Raw genomic sequence first — 13,882 nt, forward strand, 5'->3', positions numbered from 1 at the left:
TAATGCCGATGTCAAATCCTCACCGATTGCCATGGCAATCGAACGGATGTCAGGCCGGGAAAATCATCCGGAAACAGGCGCCGCCGGCCTTACCGTCAAGCACCTCGATCTTGCCGCCATGCAGCTGCATCAGGTCGCGGACAAGGTTGAGGCCGAGTCCGGCGCCATGATCCTGCGGATGCAACCGGTAGAACGGCTCGAAGATGCGTTCGCGTTCGGAGGTCGGCACGCCGTCGCCTTCATCCAGCACTTCGATCACCGCGGGCGTGATTAAGCTGATGGTGATCCGGCCGGCCTTGCCGCCATGGTCGATCGCGTTCTGGACGAGATTGGTCACGGCGCGTTCGATCGCGGTGCGATCGCCGCGCACCACGAGCGTCTCTTTGGCCGGCTCGAACGCCATCTCATAGCCGGCGGCGAAGGCCATCGGCGCGAGGTCGACCACGACGTTGCGGGCAAGAAGGACCAGGTCGACCGGCCCGAAATGCTCAGCCTGGCGGTCGAGCCGCTGCAGGTCGAGCAACTGGTCGGCAAGCGTCGACAGCCGTGCGGCGTCCTGCAGAAGCCGCGCCCGCTCCGGCGTTGCCGGCAGCGCGGCAAGCCGGGTGTTGAGGATGGCGACTGGCGTCCTGAGCTCATGCGCGGCATCGGTCAGGAAGCGCTTGTGCCGCGCGTAACCGGCATCGAGCCGCGACAAGGCGGCGTTGACCGCGTCGACCAGCGGCGTGACTTCCTTGGGCACGCCGTCCAGCGGCAGTTGCGCGCCGCGCTTGTCGATGTCGATCTGGCCGGCCGCGGTCGCCGCACGCCCCAGGCTGGAAAGCGCGCCGCGCACCACCCAGGGAGTGACGAACAGCGTCGCCAGCGCCATCAGCCCGGCCAGCGGCAAAATCCCCCGCAGGAAGAGTTCGGGCGCCTGCCCGAGAACGCGCAGCAGCGACAGCCCGCCCTTGGTGCCGCACATGATCTGGACATTGCCGGCCGCAGTGTCGGTCCAGCGGATCTTGCCGCCCGGCGGTGCAGCTTCGCCGATGGCCAGGTCGATGCGGGCATCGCTGATATTGTCCAGCAGTCCCACGAAGGGTTGGTAGGCGACCGGCGCCGTCCCTTCCCGAAGCCGGTGCCCTTGCTTGTCGCGGATGATGAACCAGAGGTCCGGGACCTCCGACCGCAGCTTGGTCAGGTCGGAATTCTCCTTCAGCACCAGCGCGCCATTGGCTTCGCGCGTCACCGCATCCGCCAGCACGTCCATCGTGCCGTCCTCATAGTCGTGCGGAATGAGGCCGGTGGCGAGCATTGCGCCGATGATGACGACGATGATGAGCGTCAGCATCACGCATTGCAGGATGGCGATGCGCAGCACCAGGCTCCATTTCAGCGAGCGCGGCCGGCGAAGGTTCATGTGGTCTCGCGCAGCAGGTAGCCGACGCCGCGGATGCCGTTGATGACGACCCCGCCATCGGCGTCGGCAAGCTTGCGGCGCAGCCGCGAGACATGGGTGTCGAGCGCGTTGGACTGGATCTCGTCGTCGAGCCCGAAGACGGCTTCCATCAGGGCTTCTCGCTGCACCATGCGGCCGGTACGTCGCATCAACGCTTCCAGCACCAGCAGCTCGCGGCGCGGCAGGCTAAGCGGCTCGCCGCGGATCGAGGCTTCGCGATGGCCGACATCGAGCGAAAGATGGCCGGCGCGGATCGTCTGCGTCGCGATCGCCGCCGGCCGCCTCAGCAATGCCCTCAGCCGCGCCAGCAGCTCCTCGAAGGCGAAGGGCTTGGCCAGATAGTCGTCGGCGCCCATGTCGAGCCCGTCGACCTTGTCGGCGATGTCGCCTCGGGCCGTCAGCATCAGCACCGGCGTCATGTTCTTGGCGGCGCGCAGCTTCGGCACCAGCGTCAGCCCGTCGCCGTCCGGCAACTGCCGGTCGAGCAGGATCGCGTCATAGCTGTCGACCGCGATGAACCCTCCCGCTTCCAGCAGCGAGCCGGCATGGTCGACCACCATGTCGTGCCGCCTCAGCGCCGCCCGCAGCGCCGAAACCATTTCCGGCTCGTCCTCGACCAGCAGGATACGCATTCAAAACCTCTTCCAATCCCACCTCTTACAATTCCTTGCCGGCCGACTATCGCGCCAAGATTGCGCAAACATGGCGCCAGTTTCCTGGCGACGGCGCGAGCCTTTCTTTCGTGAGGCCACGCCATGCGCAATGTCCATGCAATCCGCACCCCGCAAACAGCGCCTCGTCGAATGCCGGGCAGGTTCGAATCGCCCGCGCAAGCAATGAGGTCAACATGCCTGCAAGTGATGCTTTGTCCTTCCTGATGGCCTGGACGCTGGCGCCGTTCCGCATGGGTTCGGTGACGCCCTCCAGTCCGAGCCTCGCGGCGCTGATGACGCGCGAGATCGGTCCCGACACGGGTCCGGTGCTGGAACTCGGGCCGGGCACCGGCCCCTTCACGCGCGCCTTGCTGCAGCGCGGCGTCCGCGAAAGCGACCTGACCCTGGTCGAGTCCGATCCGGATTTCGCTTCGTTGCTCAGCCGCCGTTTCCCGGCGGCGCGCATCGTCGAGATGGATGCGGTCGGCCTGCGCCATCAGCCGCTCTTCAATGGCCCGGTTGTCGGCGCGGCGGTCAGCGGATTGCCGTTTCGCCTGATATCGCCGCGCAAATCATCCGCGATCCTGGAAGGCGTCTTTGCCAGTCTTCGGCCGGGCGCGGCACTCTACCAGTTTACCTTTGGCCGCCGGTGCCCTTTCGAGCAGTCGGTCCTCGACAGGCTCGACCTCGAGGCAGTCCGCATCGGCGGCACCTTGCGCAACTTTCCGCCGGCGACGGTTTATCGCGTTTCCAGGATCAAGAGCCTCGGCACCTATGACTGGCGCTTCGCATGAGCGATGTCCTGTCGGCGGTTCTGGGGCTTGGCCTGCTCGGCGCGGCATGTCTCGCCTTCACCGAAAAGATCCTTCCTGCGCCGCCGTCGCATGTGCTGCTGCTCTTTCTCGGCATGACCAGGGCGGCTGATCTGGCGGCGCTCGGCGCCCTGCTGGCGGTGACGACATTGGCTTCGACGGCCGGTTGCCTGTTCTGGTTCGCTCTGGGCGCCCGGCTCGGGCAGGGGCGCGCCGACGCCCTGGTCCGGCGCTTCAGCCGCTACGTCTTCCTGCGCCAAGAAACCTATCTGCGTTTCTGCGACGCCTACCGCCGTAACCACATGCGGGCCTCGCTCATGGCGCAGTTCGTGCCCACGGTGCGAAACTATCTGCCGATCGCCGCCGGCGCGTTGCGCCTGCCGGCCTTGCCCTTTGCCTTGGCCACCTTGCTTGGCGCGATGCTGTGGAACGCCGGCTTTCTTCTTGCCGGCTATGCGATGCGTGGCAGCGTCCACGATCTGCCCACGGTGGCGTTTCGCATCATGGCCATCGTGCTCGCGCTGGAAGTCGCGTTCCTCATCGCGCTGCGCTCCCACCGGCGCCGCGTCGGATCCGCAAGGGGCTAGAAGTTGCCGGGGCGAACAAGCCGGCCGCGCCCGCTTTCCTTCCCGTGCGCGCCGGTGTTTAGTCCGGCCATGGCTTTCACCATCCGCCAGTTGCAGTTCTTCGTCGCCGTCGCCGAGCAGGGCACCGTCTCGGGTGCGGCGCAGAACCTGTCGATTTCCCAATCCTCGGTCACCGAGGCGATCAAGGAATTGGAGAGCGACCTCGGCGTCGAGCTCTTCGAGCGCCATCCGCGTGGCTTGAACATCACCCACAAGGGCCACCAGTTTCTCCGCCACGCGACCAAGATCCTGGCCGATGTCTCGGACGCGCGCCGTTCCTTTTCCGGCGAGCAGGCCGCCGCGGGCGGGCGCCTGCAACTCGGCGTCACCTCGCTGGTCGCCGGCTATGTGCTGTCCGATCTGCTAGCCCGCTACCGCCGCGCCTATCCCGGCGTCGAAGTCTCGGCCATCGAGGACAATGGCGACTATCTCGAGCACCTTCTGGTTGGCGGCAAGCTCGACATCGCCGTCATGGTGACGTCCAACCTGCGCGACCGCACCGCGCTGCAGTCGGAAATCCTCGAAGTCTCGGCCTACCGGCTGTGGATCCCGCTCAGCCACAGGCTCGCCAGCGCCGACATCATCTCGATCGGCGACATCGCGTCCGAGCCGCTGATCATGCTTACCGTCGACGAGATCGAGGAGAACACCGGCAAGCTGCTGTCGGCGATCGGCGCGCGGCCGCATGTCGCCTTCCGCACGCGATCGGTGGAAGCGGTGCGCAGCCTTGTCGCCACCGGCGCCGGCGTGGCGCTGTTGCCCGACCTCGTCTACCGGCCCTGGTCGCTGGAAGGCGACCGCATCGAATCGCGCGACGTTTCCGGCTCGTTGCCGGTGGTCCAGGTCGGCACGGTCTGGCGCCGCGGCTCCGGCCTGCCGCAGGCCGCGCGCGACTTCATCGGCCTCGCGCAGTCGCAGCGGATGGTCCGTCAACGGCCGTGACCAGAGCAATTCCAGGAAAAGTGTGAAGCGGTTTTCCATCCGGAATTGCGTCAAATAAGAGCAATTCCAGGAAAAGTGTGAAGCGGTTGGGTTCGGCGGCTTCGCCGTAGCCTTCCGTCCGGAATTGCGTTCAAAAGAACTATCGGTAAAACCGATATCGGCTTTCTGATAAATGAATTTGCGAAACCGGAATTTTCACAGCACCTTTCGCTCAGGGAACAAAGCCGCGCCCTGAGAGCGCTGCCGTCGGAGCATGAAGCTCCGACCCTTTGTAGTTTGCGCATGATCCTTCCGAAAACCGAACTGGTTTTCGGGGTCATGCGCCAAAATGGGAGATCGACGATGAATGCATTCCTGAAGTCGTGCACGGCGCTGACTGTCGCGCTGACTTTTTCCAGTCAGGCCATTGCCCAGGTCAAGGAACTCGGCAAGGGCGAGGGCGAGGTCAACATCGTTGCCTGGCCGGGCTATATCGAGCGCGGCGAGACCGACAAGGGTTACGACTGGGTCACGGCTTTCGAAAAGGAAAGCGGCTGCAAGGTCAACGTCAAGACCGCCAACACCTCGGACGAGATGGTCTCGCTGATGAACGAGGGTGGCTTCGACCTGGTCACCGCTTCGGGCGATGCTTCGCTGCGCCTCGTCGCCGGCAAGCGCGTGCAGCCGATCAACACCGATCTCATCCCGAGCTGGAAGACGGTCGACGACCGGCTGAAGGACGCGCCGTGGTTCACCGTCGACAAGGTGCATTACGGCGTTCCCTACCAGTGGGGTCCGAACATCCTGATGTACAACACCGACGTCTTCAAGGACGCGCCCAAGAGCTGGAACGTCGTCTTCGAGGAAATGAAGCTGCCCGACGGCAAGTCGAACAAGGGCCGCGTCCAGGCCTATGACGGCCCGATCCACATCGCCGACGCCGCCAACTACCTGATGTTCCACAAGCCGGAACTCGGCATCAAGGACCCCTACGAGCTCAACGAGGACCAGTACAAGGCGTCGCTCGATCTCCTGCGCACGCAGCGCACGCTGGTCGGCCGCTACTGGCATGACGCCGCGATCCAGGTCGACGACTTCCAGAACGAGGGCGTGGTCGCTTCCGGCTCCTGGCCCTATCAGGTCAACACGCTGGTCGCCGCCAAGAAGCCGGTCGCCTCGACCGTGCCGGAGGAAGGAGTCACCGGTTGGGCCGACACCACCATGATGGAAGCCGACGCCGCCCATCCGAACTGCGCCTATATGTGGCTTGAGCATTCCTTGTCGCCGAAGGTCCAGGGCGACGTCTCGGCTTGGTTCGGCTCGCTGCCGGTCGTGCCCGCCGCCTGCAAGGGCAACGAGCTGCTCGGCGAGGAAGGCTGCAAGACCAACGGCTACGAGAATTTCGACAAGATCAAGTTCTGGAAGACGCCGGTGTCGAAATGCGCCAGCCAGAACGACCAGTGCGTGCCTTACTACCGCTGGGTGTCGGATTATATCGGCGTCATCGGCGGCCGGTGATCTCCCTGACCTCTCCTTGTGGGGAGGGTCGACGCAAAGCGTCGGGGTGGGGGCAGCGCTGACGTTTGGCGCTAACCACCCCCACTCGCGGCTTCGCCGCGACCTTCCCCATCGAGGGGGAGGTGGGCGTCGTGCGAACTCGCCTTCGTTTAACCGGCAACTGAACTGACAGGGCCCATGACCTCTGCCGTTTCCTTCAAACAAGTCTCGCGCCATTTCGGCAGCGTGCGCGCGGTCGACGCGGTCGATCTGGAGATCGTCCCTGGCGAGTTCTTCGCCATGCTCGGGCCGTCCGGGTCCGGCAAGACGACGTGTCTGCGGCTGATCGCCGGCTTCGAGCAGCCGACGTCCGGATCGATCTCGATCTTCGGCGAGCGCGCCGAGGGCGTTCCGCCCTACCGCCGCAACGTCAACACCGTCTTCCAGGACTATGCGCTGTTCCCGCATCTGAACGTGCTCGACAACGTCGCCTACGGCCTGATGGTCAAGGGCGTAGGCAAGGCCGAGCGCCTGAAGGCGGCGGAGGAGGCGCTGTCGCTGGTGCGTCTGCCGAGCTACGGCGCGCGCCGCCCCGGCCAGCTCTCCGGCGGCCAGCGCCAGCGCGTCGCGCTCGCCCGCGCTTTGGTCAACCAGCCGAAGGTGCTCTTGCTCGACGAGCCGCTCGGTGCGCTCGACCTCAAGCTGCGAGAGAACATGCAGGAGGAATTGAAGTCGCTGCAGAAGGCGCTCGGCATCACCTTCGTCTTCGTCACCCATGACCAGGGCGAGGCGCTTTCCATGGCCGACCGCGTCGCCGTCTTCAACGACGGCAAGATCATGCAGGTCGGCACGCCGGAAGATATCTACCAGCGCCCGAACACGCGCTTCGTCGCCGATTTCGTCGGCTCGTCCAACGTGCTGCCGCCGGATTTCGTCCAGCGCTATTCCGGCCAGCATCGCTGGGGGAGTCTGCGCCCGGAGTCGATCCGCGTCTCCAGCGCGACCGGCGGCGACGGCGTTGCCGCGCGTCTGGTCGGGACAAACTATCTCGGCGCCACGACGAGGCTGGCGCTCGATGCCGACGGGTTGAGGCTGCATGCCGTGGTGCCGGCGGGAACGGCGCTGCCGGCGGAAGGCGAGGCGGTGATGCTCACCTTCAACCGCGACAGCCTGCATCTGATGGACGAGCCGGCATGATGAAGGTTTGCGCGAGGCCCCCCTCTCTGTCCTGCCGGACATCTCCCCCTCAAAGGGAGAGATTGGCTGTCCCTTTGGGTTTCGCCAATCTCCAACGTGGCAGAATTGGCGAGGCCGAGAAACTGCTGATCTCCCCCCTTGAGGGGGAGATGTCCGGCAGGACAGAGAGGGGGGCGAAGGATCGCGGCCTCGGTCTGCACACGGCGGCGCCATGACCATCGCCGCTGTTCAATCCAACCCCACGCCCGCCATCCTGCCGGGCAGCGGCGGCCTGCGCGGCGCCTTCTCCGATCTGTTCTGGCGGCGGCCGAAATTCCTGCTCACCCTGATGCTACTGCCGCCGCTTCTGTGGCTGGGCATCGTCTATATCGGCTCGCTGTTCGCGCTGCTCGCCCAAAGCTTCTTCTCGATCGACGAGTTCTCCGGCCTCATCAATCGCCAGTTCACGCTGAAGACCTATGGCGATCTGTTCCAGGCCGCCAATCTCGACATCATCCTGCGCACGGTGACGATGGCGGCGCTCGTCACGCTCGCCTCCGCGGTCGTCGCCTTCCCCATCGCCTATTACGCGGCGCGCTATGCGCGCGGCCGCTGGAAGGCGCTGTTCTATCTCGGTGTCATGCTGCCGCTGTGGTCGAGCTATCTGGTCAAGATCTACGCCTGGAAGCTGATCCTGGCCAAGGAAGGCATCCTCACCTGGCTGCTCGCCAAGCTGAACCTGCTTTGGCTGCTCGATGCATGGCTGTCGCTGCCGATCGTCGGCGGCAACTCGCTGTCGGTGTCCTTCACCGGCACCTTCATCGTCTTCGTCTATGTCTGGTTGCCCTTCATGATCCTGCCCGTTCAGGCCGCGCTCGAGCGCGTGCCCGGCAATCTGGTCGAGGCCTCGTCCGATCTCGGCGCCTCGCCCGGCCAGACCTTCCGCAACGTGCTGTTCCCGCTGGCGCTGCCGGGCATCGTCGCCGGCTCGATCTTCACCTTTTCGCTGACGCTCGGCGATTACATCATCCCGCAGATCATCGGCACCTCGCGGCTCTTCATCGGCCAGGCCGTCTATTCGCAGCAGGGCACCGCCGGCAACATCCCTTTGGCCGCCGCCTTCACCGTGGTGCCCATCGTCATCATGGGTTTCTACCTGTGGGGCGCCAAGCGCATGGGGGCTTTCGATGCGCTCTGATCGTGGCCAACGTGCTCCGCTCGGCCTGAAGGTCGCCGCCGCCTGCGGCCTGCTCTTCCTGCACCTGCCGATCCTCTTGATCTTCGTCTACGCCTTCACGACGGAAGAGAAGAGCTTCGTCTGGCCGCCGCCGGGGCTCACCACGCAATGGTTCGCCGTCACCTGGAACCGGCCCGACGTCTGGGAGGCGCTGTCGCTTTCGGTCCGCGTCGCCGCCATCTCGACGGTGATCGCGCTGGTGCTCGGCACGCTCTGCGCCGCCGCCGTCTCGCGGACGCGCTTCTTCGGCCGCGAGGCCATCTCGCTGCTGGTCATCCTGCCCATCGCGCTGCCCGGCATCATCACCGGCATCGCGCTGCGCTCGGCCTTCGCGCTGGCCGACATCCCGTTTTCGTTCTGGACGATCGTGCTCGGCCACGCCACCTTCTGTGTGGTCGTCGTCTACAACAACGCCGTCGCCCGCTTCCGCCGCACCTCGGGCTCGATGATCGAGGCTTCGATGGATCTCGGCGCCGACGGTTTCCAGACGTTCCGGCATGTCGTGCTGCCCAACATCGCGACCGCGCTGCTTGCCGGCGGCATGCTGGCCTTCGCGCTGTCCTTCGACGAGGTCATCGTCACCACCTTCACCGCCGGCCAGCAGCAGACCGTGCCGATCTGGATGCTGGAGGAGCTCATTCGCCCGCGCCAGCGCCCGGTCACCAATGTCGTGGCCATGGTGGTCGTGCTGGTGACGCTGCTGCCGATCCTCTTTGCCTATTACCTGACCCGCGACGGTGACCAGATCGCGGGAAGTGGAAAATGAAAACAGCGAATAGGGAGTAGCGAATAGCGAATAGGGAAAGCCGACAGCCAAACCCTATTCGCTATTCGCTACTCGCTACTCGCTCCTGACCAAGGAGAGACCCCATGGACACCCAGATGCTGATCGGCTCGAAATTCGAGAAGGGCACCGAAACCGAGGAGCCGATCCTCAATCCGAAGACCGGGGCGACCATCCTCAACCTGCCGGAAGCGAGCCCGGCGCAGATCGAGGCCGCGGTGGCGGCCGCTGAAAAGGCGTTCGTCGGTTGGTCGCGCACGACGCCGGCGCAACGTTCCGGCTATCTCTTGAAGATCGCCGACCGCATCGAGGCGGAGGCGAAGGAGTTCGCGGCGCTCGAGGCGTTGAATTGCGGCAAGCCGATCAACGCGGTGCTCAATGACGAGATCCCGGCGATCGTCGACTGCTACCGCTTCTTCGCCGGCGCGGTCCGCTCGATGCCCGGACAGGTCGCCGGCGAATACCTGCCCGGCCACACCTCGATGGTGCGGCGCGACCCGGTCGGCATCGTCGCTTCCATCGCGCCCTGGAACTATCCGCTGATGATGATGGCCTGGAAGCTGGCGCCGGCGATCGGCGGCGGCAACACGGTCGTCTTCAAGCCGTCGGAGCAGACGCCGCTGACCGCCCTGAAGCTGGCGAAGATCCTCGCCGAGGTGCTGCCCGAGGGCGTCGTCAATGTCGTGCTCGGTCGCGGGGACAGCGTCGGCAACACGCTGATCAACCATGCCAAGGTCAACATGATCTCGATCACCGGCGATGTCGCCACCGGCAAGAAGGTGCTGCAGGCGGCCGCCAAGTCGGTCAAGCGCACGCATCTGGAGCTCGGCGGCAAGGCGCCGGTCATCGTCTTCGACGACGCCGACCTCGGCGCCGTGGTCAACGGCCTGCGCGCCTTCGGCTACTACAATGCCGGTCAGGACTGCACCGCCGCCTGCCGCATCTATGCCGGCAAGAAGATCTACGACAAGCTCGTCGCCGATCTCTCCTCGGCGGTCTCGACCATCAAGTACAACCAGCCGGACGACACCGAAAACGAGATCGGGCCGCTGATCTCGCGCCGCCAGCGCGACCGCGTCTCGAGCTTCGTCGAGCGCGCCTCCGAACTGAAGCACATCGAGATCACCACCGGCGGCAAGCCGGGCGAGGGCTCCGGCTTCTACTACCAGCCGACGGTGGTGGCCGGCGCGCTGCAGGAAGACGAGATCGTGCGCCGCGAAGTGTTCGGCCCGGTCGTCTCCGTCACCCGCTTCTCGGATGTCGACGAAGCGGTGAACTGGGCCAACGACAGCGACTACGGCCTCGCCTCGTCGGTGTGGACCAAGGACGTCTCGCGCGCCATGGCGACGGCCGCCCGCCTGCAATATGGCTGCACCTGGATCAACACCCACTTCATGCTGACCAACGAGATGCCGCATGGCGGATTGAAGCAGTCCGGCTACGGCAAGGACATGTCGCTCTACGCGCTGGAGGATTACACCGCCGTTCGCCACGTGATGGTGGCGCACGGCTAGGCGCCTCCGACCTCTCCCTTGTGGGGGAGGTCGGATTGCACCGAATTGCGAAGAGCAATTCGGTGCAATCCGACTTCGGCGCGACGATCCCTGTGTCGGCGGGATCAGCGTAGGAATTAAGCGGCTGTCCTGCCCTCCGCCATCGAAGTCGCAGGCTTGATGTTCTGGTTGACCCGGAAGACGTTGAAGGGGTCATAGGTGCGCTTCACCTGGCTCAGCCGCTCGTAATTTGCGCCGTAGCTCGCCTGCACGCGCGCTTCTCCTTCGTCTTCCATCATGAAATTCACGTAGCCGCCTTCGCCGTTATGGGGGTGGATGCTCGTCCAGTAGGTCTTGGCCCACTTGGTGAGGTCGGCGGCCTTGCCCGGATCGGGATCGATTGCCGCGATGACCATCGACCAGGTTGCGTCGCGCGCGTTCCATGCCGTTTCGTTCTTGCCGACGCGGCGAACGGCGCCGTCGATCGGGTAAAGATGCATGAGCGACAATTCGCTCGGCGCCGCGGCGGCCTGCGCGATATGGGTGGCGATGGCTTCGTCGGGAAGCGACTTCACGAAATCGCCCTTCCAATACCATTGCAGGCCTTTCGGAAGCAGCGGGTCGAACAACGCCTGCAAGGCCGGGAATGGCATAACGCCCATCCAGTTGAAGATCGGCGGCGGCAGATTGTCGAGCAGCGGCGCCATGGCCTTGCGCCCGTCCTCCTCGGTGCCGTTGTAGCAGGAGATGATGGCGCAGGCGCGCTTGCCCCAATATTCGCGCGGGAAGGGATCGGTCGAGGGAACGGTTTTCAGGCCGACAAAGGCGCCGAGATCTTCCGGCGCCTCCGGCAGGTAGTCGCGATAGGTCCGCATGACGGCCAACGCATCCTTGGCCTCCCAGAACACCGGGCCGCCGAAGATCATGTTCACAGGATGGGCCTGGAACAGGAAGCTGGTCACGACGCCGAAATTACCGCCGCCGCCCCGGAGCGCCCAGAACAGGTCGGGATTCTCAGCTTTGCTGGCTGTCACCACGCTGCCGTCGGCCAGCACCAGATCGGCTTCGACCAGATTGTCGATGGTGAGACCGTATCTGCGCGTGAGATAGCCCGTCCCTCCGCCGAGGGTCAGACCGGCAACGCCCGTGGTCGAGACGATGCCGGCCGGAACAGCCAGCCCGAAAGGATGGGTGGCATGGTCCACGTCACCCGACGTGCAGCCTGGGCCGACCCTCACGGTGCGCGTTTTCGGATCGACATGGACCCCTTTCATCATCGACAGGTCGATGACGAGGCCGCCGTCGCAGATCCCCAGCCCGGCGCCGTTGTGCCCGCCGCCGCGCACGGCGATCAGCAGGTCGTTGTCGCGCGCGTATTTCACGGCGGTGATCACGTCGGCGATGTCGGCGCAGCGTGCGATCAGCAGCGGGCGCTTTTCGATCATGCCGTTATAGACCTTGCGGGCCTCGTCATAGCCGGCATCGTCACGCAGGATCACCTCCCCGCGCAGGCTTTCACGTAGTTTTGCATGGGCTTCGTCGGTCATCGGTTTGCTCCCTTGATTGGGGCCACCGCCATGCGGCGGCGGCGCGACGCATTTGTTGCTTCGTTATGCCGCCTCGACGGGCGGGGTGCGTTGGATGGCGCAGGAAGATCACATTGCACCGATCCAGTGCGTGCCGCTTCGCCCGAAAGGGCCAGCGGGGCATGGCCCGGGAGAGCCATGGCATGGCCGCCAACGCGGCCGCCGGGGCCGGCCGTACCGAGGCTCGGTCCCCGGCCTTGTCGATCTGATGAAGGCGAGCGGCCGCCGCGCGCCGCGGCCACTCGCGCCTTCGTGCTTGCCGGTCGCCTCTCAGCCCCGGCTCTTCGACGGTGCAGCTATTCCACGATCCGGAAGATCTGCCACTGGCTGGTGCCAGACACCACACAGGGCTCCAGTTCCTTGCCCCATTTGGCATGCGCGTCGATCTTGGCGATCTTGGCGAAGAACGCCTCCAACTGGGCCAGGCTCTCGACCTCGTGATGGGACTCGATCGTCGCTTCGCGTGCGCCGATCGAGCCCGTCATGAGCCGGAATTTCAAGTCGGCGAGCCCGACCTGCGAGCCGATCTCGCGCTCCCATTTCCGCATCAGCTCGAGTGCGGTCTGCTTGTGACCGAACTTGGCGTCGATCTGCCATCTGGCGCTGAACATGTAGCTTCTCCCTCACCATTGCGGCCAAGGCCGCTGTTGATTTGTCCGAGGTTGACTATTCGTCCCAGGCCTGCACGACGGTCTGCCGCGCGATCCGCCCGTTCTTCAGCTCCACCATCGCCGCGCAGTACACTTTTGTGCCGTCCGGATAGGCGCAGGCTTGCATGAAGGCGAGGTTGTTCCCCTCCGCGATGGTGGTATCCACCTTGTGGGTCATCGCCCGGCTGCAGATATCGTCCCAGAAGGTGCTGATCGCCGCACGGCCGCGGATCTCGCGCGGCTTGCTCGGCGGATTGTTGCGGTCGATCACCCGCACCAGCGCATCGTCATTGTAGAAGCTCGACAAGAGCTTGCCGTCACGGCCTTCGATCGCCTTCTTGATCGCAGCGCCGTCCACTGTTTGTGTCTTGGTCAGCATTTCATCCTCCATATGCCCATCGTCTTGGGCGGTTGATGTGCGAAAGTGCCGCCCGGCGCTCATTGCCGGACAGGGATTTTGTTATTGCGACTTGGCTTTGACCGCCGCGAACAGGTCGTCGGTCTGCTTCTTGAAGGTCGCCATATCGACCTGGCTGCCGTTGAGCATCGTCGACCAGTGGCGCACGATCGCCGCCATCGCGATGGCCTCCTTAATCTCCTCGTCGCTCGCGCCGTTCGCCTTGGCCGCCAGCGTGTGGAAATAGATGCAGTATTGGCAGGGGATCTGCGAGGCGACCGCCAGGCCCATCAGCTCCTTGGTCTTGCCGTTGAGGGCGGTGTTCGGATTGAGCTGCACGCCCTTGATCTCGGCCCACGCGCCGGCCACCGCGACATCGGGCAGCGTCTTGAACATGTCGGGCACCGTGCCGAGCGTGGCCTGGATATCCTTGTAGGCCGCGGTTGCCGAGGCGTCCTCGGCCCGCGCCGGAGTGATGGCCAGCAATGCGCCCGCGGCAAATGCCAGCAATCCGATCTTGCGATTCAATTTCAGCATTTCATCCTCCATTCGCAGTGCCTTCGTGGCTGCATCGCCTAGCCTGCATGGGGAGAATTGATACCTCTTAGG

General features: G+C 64.9%; 14 protein-coding genes. 8 read left to right on the forward strand and 6 right to left on the reverse strand.

Annotation, left to right across the window (positions count from 1 at the left end; all coding sequences use genetic code 11):
- Window positions 1-49: 49 nt before the first annotated feature.
- Together LB572_RS10730 and LB572_RS10735 are read right to left on the reverse strand one after the other, a co-directional pair.
- A complete protein-coding gene (locus LB572_RS10730; RefSeq protein WP_224667697.1) occupies window positions 50-1,402 on the reverse strand; it encodes a sensor histidine kinase in 1,353 nt (450 codons plus the stop codon).
- Complete coding sequence (locus LB572_RS10735; RefSeq protein WP_224667698.1) at window positions 1,399-2,073, reverse strand: response regulator transcription factor; 675 nt, start codon at window positions 2,071-2,073, stop codon at window positions 1,399-1,401. The genes LB572_RS10730 and LB572_RS10735 overlap by 4 nt, the downstream gene beginning before the upstream one ends.
- A gap of 215 nt (window positions 2,074-2,288) precedes the next feature.
- Between LB572_RS10735 and LB572_RS10740 the strand changes: the two genes are divergently transcribed.
- The 8 genes from LB572_RS10740 (at window position 2,289) to LB572_RS10775 (ending at window position 10,661) form a co-directional block, all read left to right on the forward strand.
- Window positions 2,289-2,888: a class I SAM-dependent methyltransferase gene (locus LB572_RS10740; protein ID WP_224667699.1), complete on the forward strand. Its 600-nt coding sequence runs from the start codon at window positions 2,289-2,291 to the stop codon at window positions 2,886-2,888.
- The gene (locus LB572_RS10745; RefSeq protein WP_224667700.1) at window positions 2,885-3,493 is read left to right on the forward strand and encodes a DedA family protein; all 609 of its coding nucleotides are present in this window, start codon (window positions 2,885-2,887) and stop codon (window positions 3,491-3,493) included. Before LB572_RS10740 ends, LB572_RS10745 begins: the two co-directional genes overlap by 4 nt.
- A 69-nt stretch (window positions 3,494-3,562) precedes the next feature.
- A complete protein-coding gene (locus tag LB572_RS10750) occupies window positions 3,563-4,474 on the forward strand; it encodes a LysR substrate-binding domain-containing protein (RefSeq protein ID WP_140808465.1) in 912 nt (303 codons plus the stop codon).
- A 342-nt stretch (window positions 4,475-4,816) separates the two neighbouring features.
- Window positions 4,817-5,971 carry an ABC transporter substrate-binding protein gene (locus LB572_RS10755; protein WP_224667701.1) on the forward strand — a complete coding sequence of 385 codons (1,155 nt, stop codon included), beginning with the start codon at window positions 4,817-4,819 and terminating at the stop codon, window positions 5,969-5,971.
- A gap of 177 nt (window positions 5,972-6,148) precedes the next feature.
- On the forward strand, window positions 6,149-7,147 hold the full coding sequence (locus LB572_RS10760; protein ID WP_224667702.1) for an ABC transporter ATP-binding protein: 999 nt from the start codon (window positions 6,149-6,151) through the stop codon (window positions 7,145-7,147).
- A gap of 211 nt (window positions 7,148-7,358) precedes the next feature.
- Window positions 7,359-8,324 carry an ABC transporter permease gene (locus tag LB572_RS10765; RefSeq protein ID WP_140805709.1) on the forward strand — a complete coding sequence of 322 codons (966 nt, stop codon included), beginning with the start codon at window positions 7,359-7,361 and terminating at the stop codon, window positions 8,322-8,324.
- The gene (locus LB572_RS10770) at window positions 8,314-9,129 is read left to right on the forward strand and encodes an ABC transporter permease (RefSeq protein WP_224667703.1); all 816 of its coding nucleotides are present in this window, start codon (window positions 8,314-8,316) and stop codon (window positions 9,127-9,129) included. The genes LB572_RS10765 and LB572_RS10770 overlap by 11 nt, the downstream gene beginning before the upstream one ends.
- Window positions 9,130-9,233: 104 nt before the next feature.
- Window positions 9,234-10,661 (forward strand): gamma-aminobutyraldehyde dehydrogenase, encoded by a 1,428-nt coding sequence (locus LB572_RS10775; RefSeq protein WP_224667704.1) that lies wholly within the window; start codon window positions 9,234-9,236, stop codon window positions 10,659-10,661.
- A gap of 116 nt (window positions 10,662-10,777) precedes the next feature.
- On the opposite strand, the gene LB572_RS10780 is transcribed toward LB572_RS10775, so the two are convergent.
- The 4 genes from LB572_RS10780 to LB572_RS10795 form a co-directional block, all read right to left on the reverse strand.
- A complete protein-coding gene (locus LB572_RS10780; protein WP_224667705.1) occupies window positions 10,778-12,187 on the reverse strand; it encodes an FAD-binding oxidoreductase in 1,410 nt (469 codons plus the stop codon).
- 335 nt (window positions 12,188-12,522) lie between these two features.
- Window positions 12,523-12,837: a hypothetical protein gene (locus tag LB572_RS10785; RefSeq protein WP_224667706.1), complete on the reverse strand. Its 315-nt coding sequence runs from the start codon at window positions 12,835-12,837 to the stop codon at window positions 12,523-12,525.
- Window positions 12,838-12,892: 55 nt separating this feature from the next.
- Window positions 12,893-13,255, reverse strand: coding sequence for a nuclear transport factor 2 family protein (locus LB572_RS10790; RefSeq protein WP_224667707.1), 363 nt, complete (start codon window positions 13,253-13,255; stop codon window positions 12,893-12,895).
- A gap of 81 nt (window positions 13,256-13,336) precedes the next feature.
- Complete coding sequence (locus LB572_RS10795) at window positions 13,337-13,810, reverse strand: carboxymuconolactone decarboxylase family protein (protein WP_140805721.1); 474 nt, start codon at window positions 13,808-13,810, stop codon at window positions 13,337-13,339.
- Window positions 13,811-13,882: the final 72 nt, after the last annotated feature.

It is taken from the genome of Mesorhizobium sp. BH1-1-5 (assembly GCF_020165615.1).
GTDB lineage: Bacteria > Pseudomonadota > Alphaproteobacteria > Rhizobiales > Rhizobiaceae > Mesorhizobium.

Excerpts from the sequence above, each read along its gene's own strand:
- LB572_RS10730 (WP_224667697.1), bottom strand. The coding sequence starts at position 1,402 with ATGAACCTTCGCCGGCCGCGCTCGCTGAAATGGAGCCTGGTGCTGCGC.
- LB572_RS10735 (WP_224667698.1), bottom strand. The coding sequence starts at position 2,073 with ATGCGTATCCTGCTGGTCGAGGACGAGCCGGAAATGGTTTCGGCGCTG.
- LB572_RS10740 (WP_224667699.1), top strand. The coding sequence starts at position 2,289 with ATGCCTGCAAGTGATGCTTTGTCCTTCCTGATGGCCTGGACGCTGGCG.
- LB572_RS10745 (WP_224667700.1), top strand. The coding sequence starts at position 2,885 with ATGAGCGATGTCCTGTCGGCGGTTCTGGGGCTTGGCCTGCTCGGCGCG.
- LB572_RS10750 (WP_140808465.1), top strand. The coding sequence starts at position 3,563 with ATGGCTTTCACCATCCGCCAGTTGCAGTTCTTCGTCGCCGTCGCCGAG.
- LB572_RS10755 (WP_224667701.1), top strand. The coding sequence starts at position 4,817 with ATGAATGCATTCCTGAAGTCGTGCACGGCGCTGACTGTCGCGCTGACT.
- LB572_RS10760 (WP_224667702.1), top strand. The coding sequence starts at position 6,149 with ATGACCTCTGCCGTTTCCTTCAAACAAGTCTCGCGCCATTTCGGCAGC.
- LB572_RS10765 (WP_140805709.1), top strand. The coding sequence starts at position 7,359 with ATGACCATCGCCGCTGTTCAATCCAACCCCACGCCCGCCATCCTGCCG.
- LB572_RS10770 (WP_224667703.1), top strand. The coding sequence starts at position 8,314 with ATGCGCTCTGATCGTGGCCAACGTGCTCCGCTCGGCCTGAAGGTCGCC.
- LB572_RS10775 (WP_224667704.1), top strand. The coding sequence starts at position 9,234 with ATGGACACCCAGATGCTGATCGGCTCGAAATTCGAGAAGGGCACCGAA.
- LB572_RS10780 (WP_224667705.1), bottom strand. The coding sequence starts at position 12,187 with ATGACCGACGAAGCCCATGCAAAACTACGTGAAAGCCTGCGCGGGGAG.
- LB572_RS10785 (WP_224667706.1), bottom strand. The coding sequence starts at position 12,837 with ATGTTCAGCGCCAGATGGCAGATCGACGCCAAGTTCGGTCACAAGCAG.
- LB572_RS10790 (WP_224667707.1), bottom strand. The coding sequence starts at position 13,255 with ATGCTGACCAAGACACAAACAGTGGACGGCGCTGCGATCAAGAAGGCG.
- LB572_RS10795 (WP_140805721.1), bottom strand. The coding sequence starts at position 13,810 with ATGCTGAAATTGAATCGCAAGATCGGATTGCTGGCATTTGCCGCGGGC.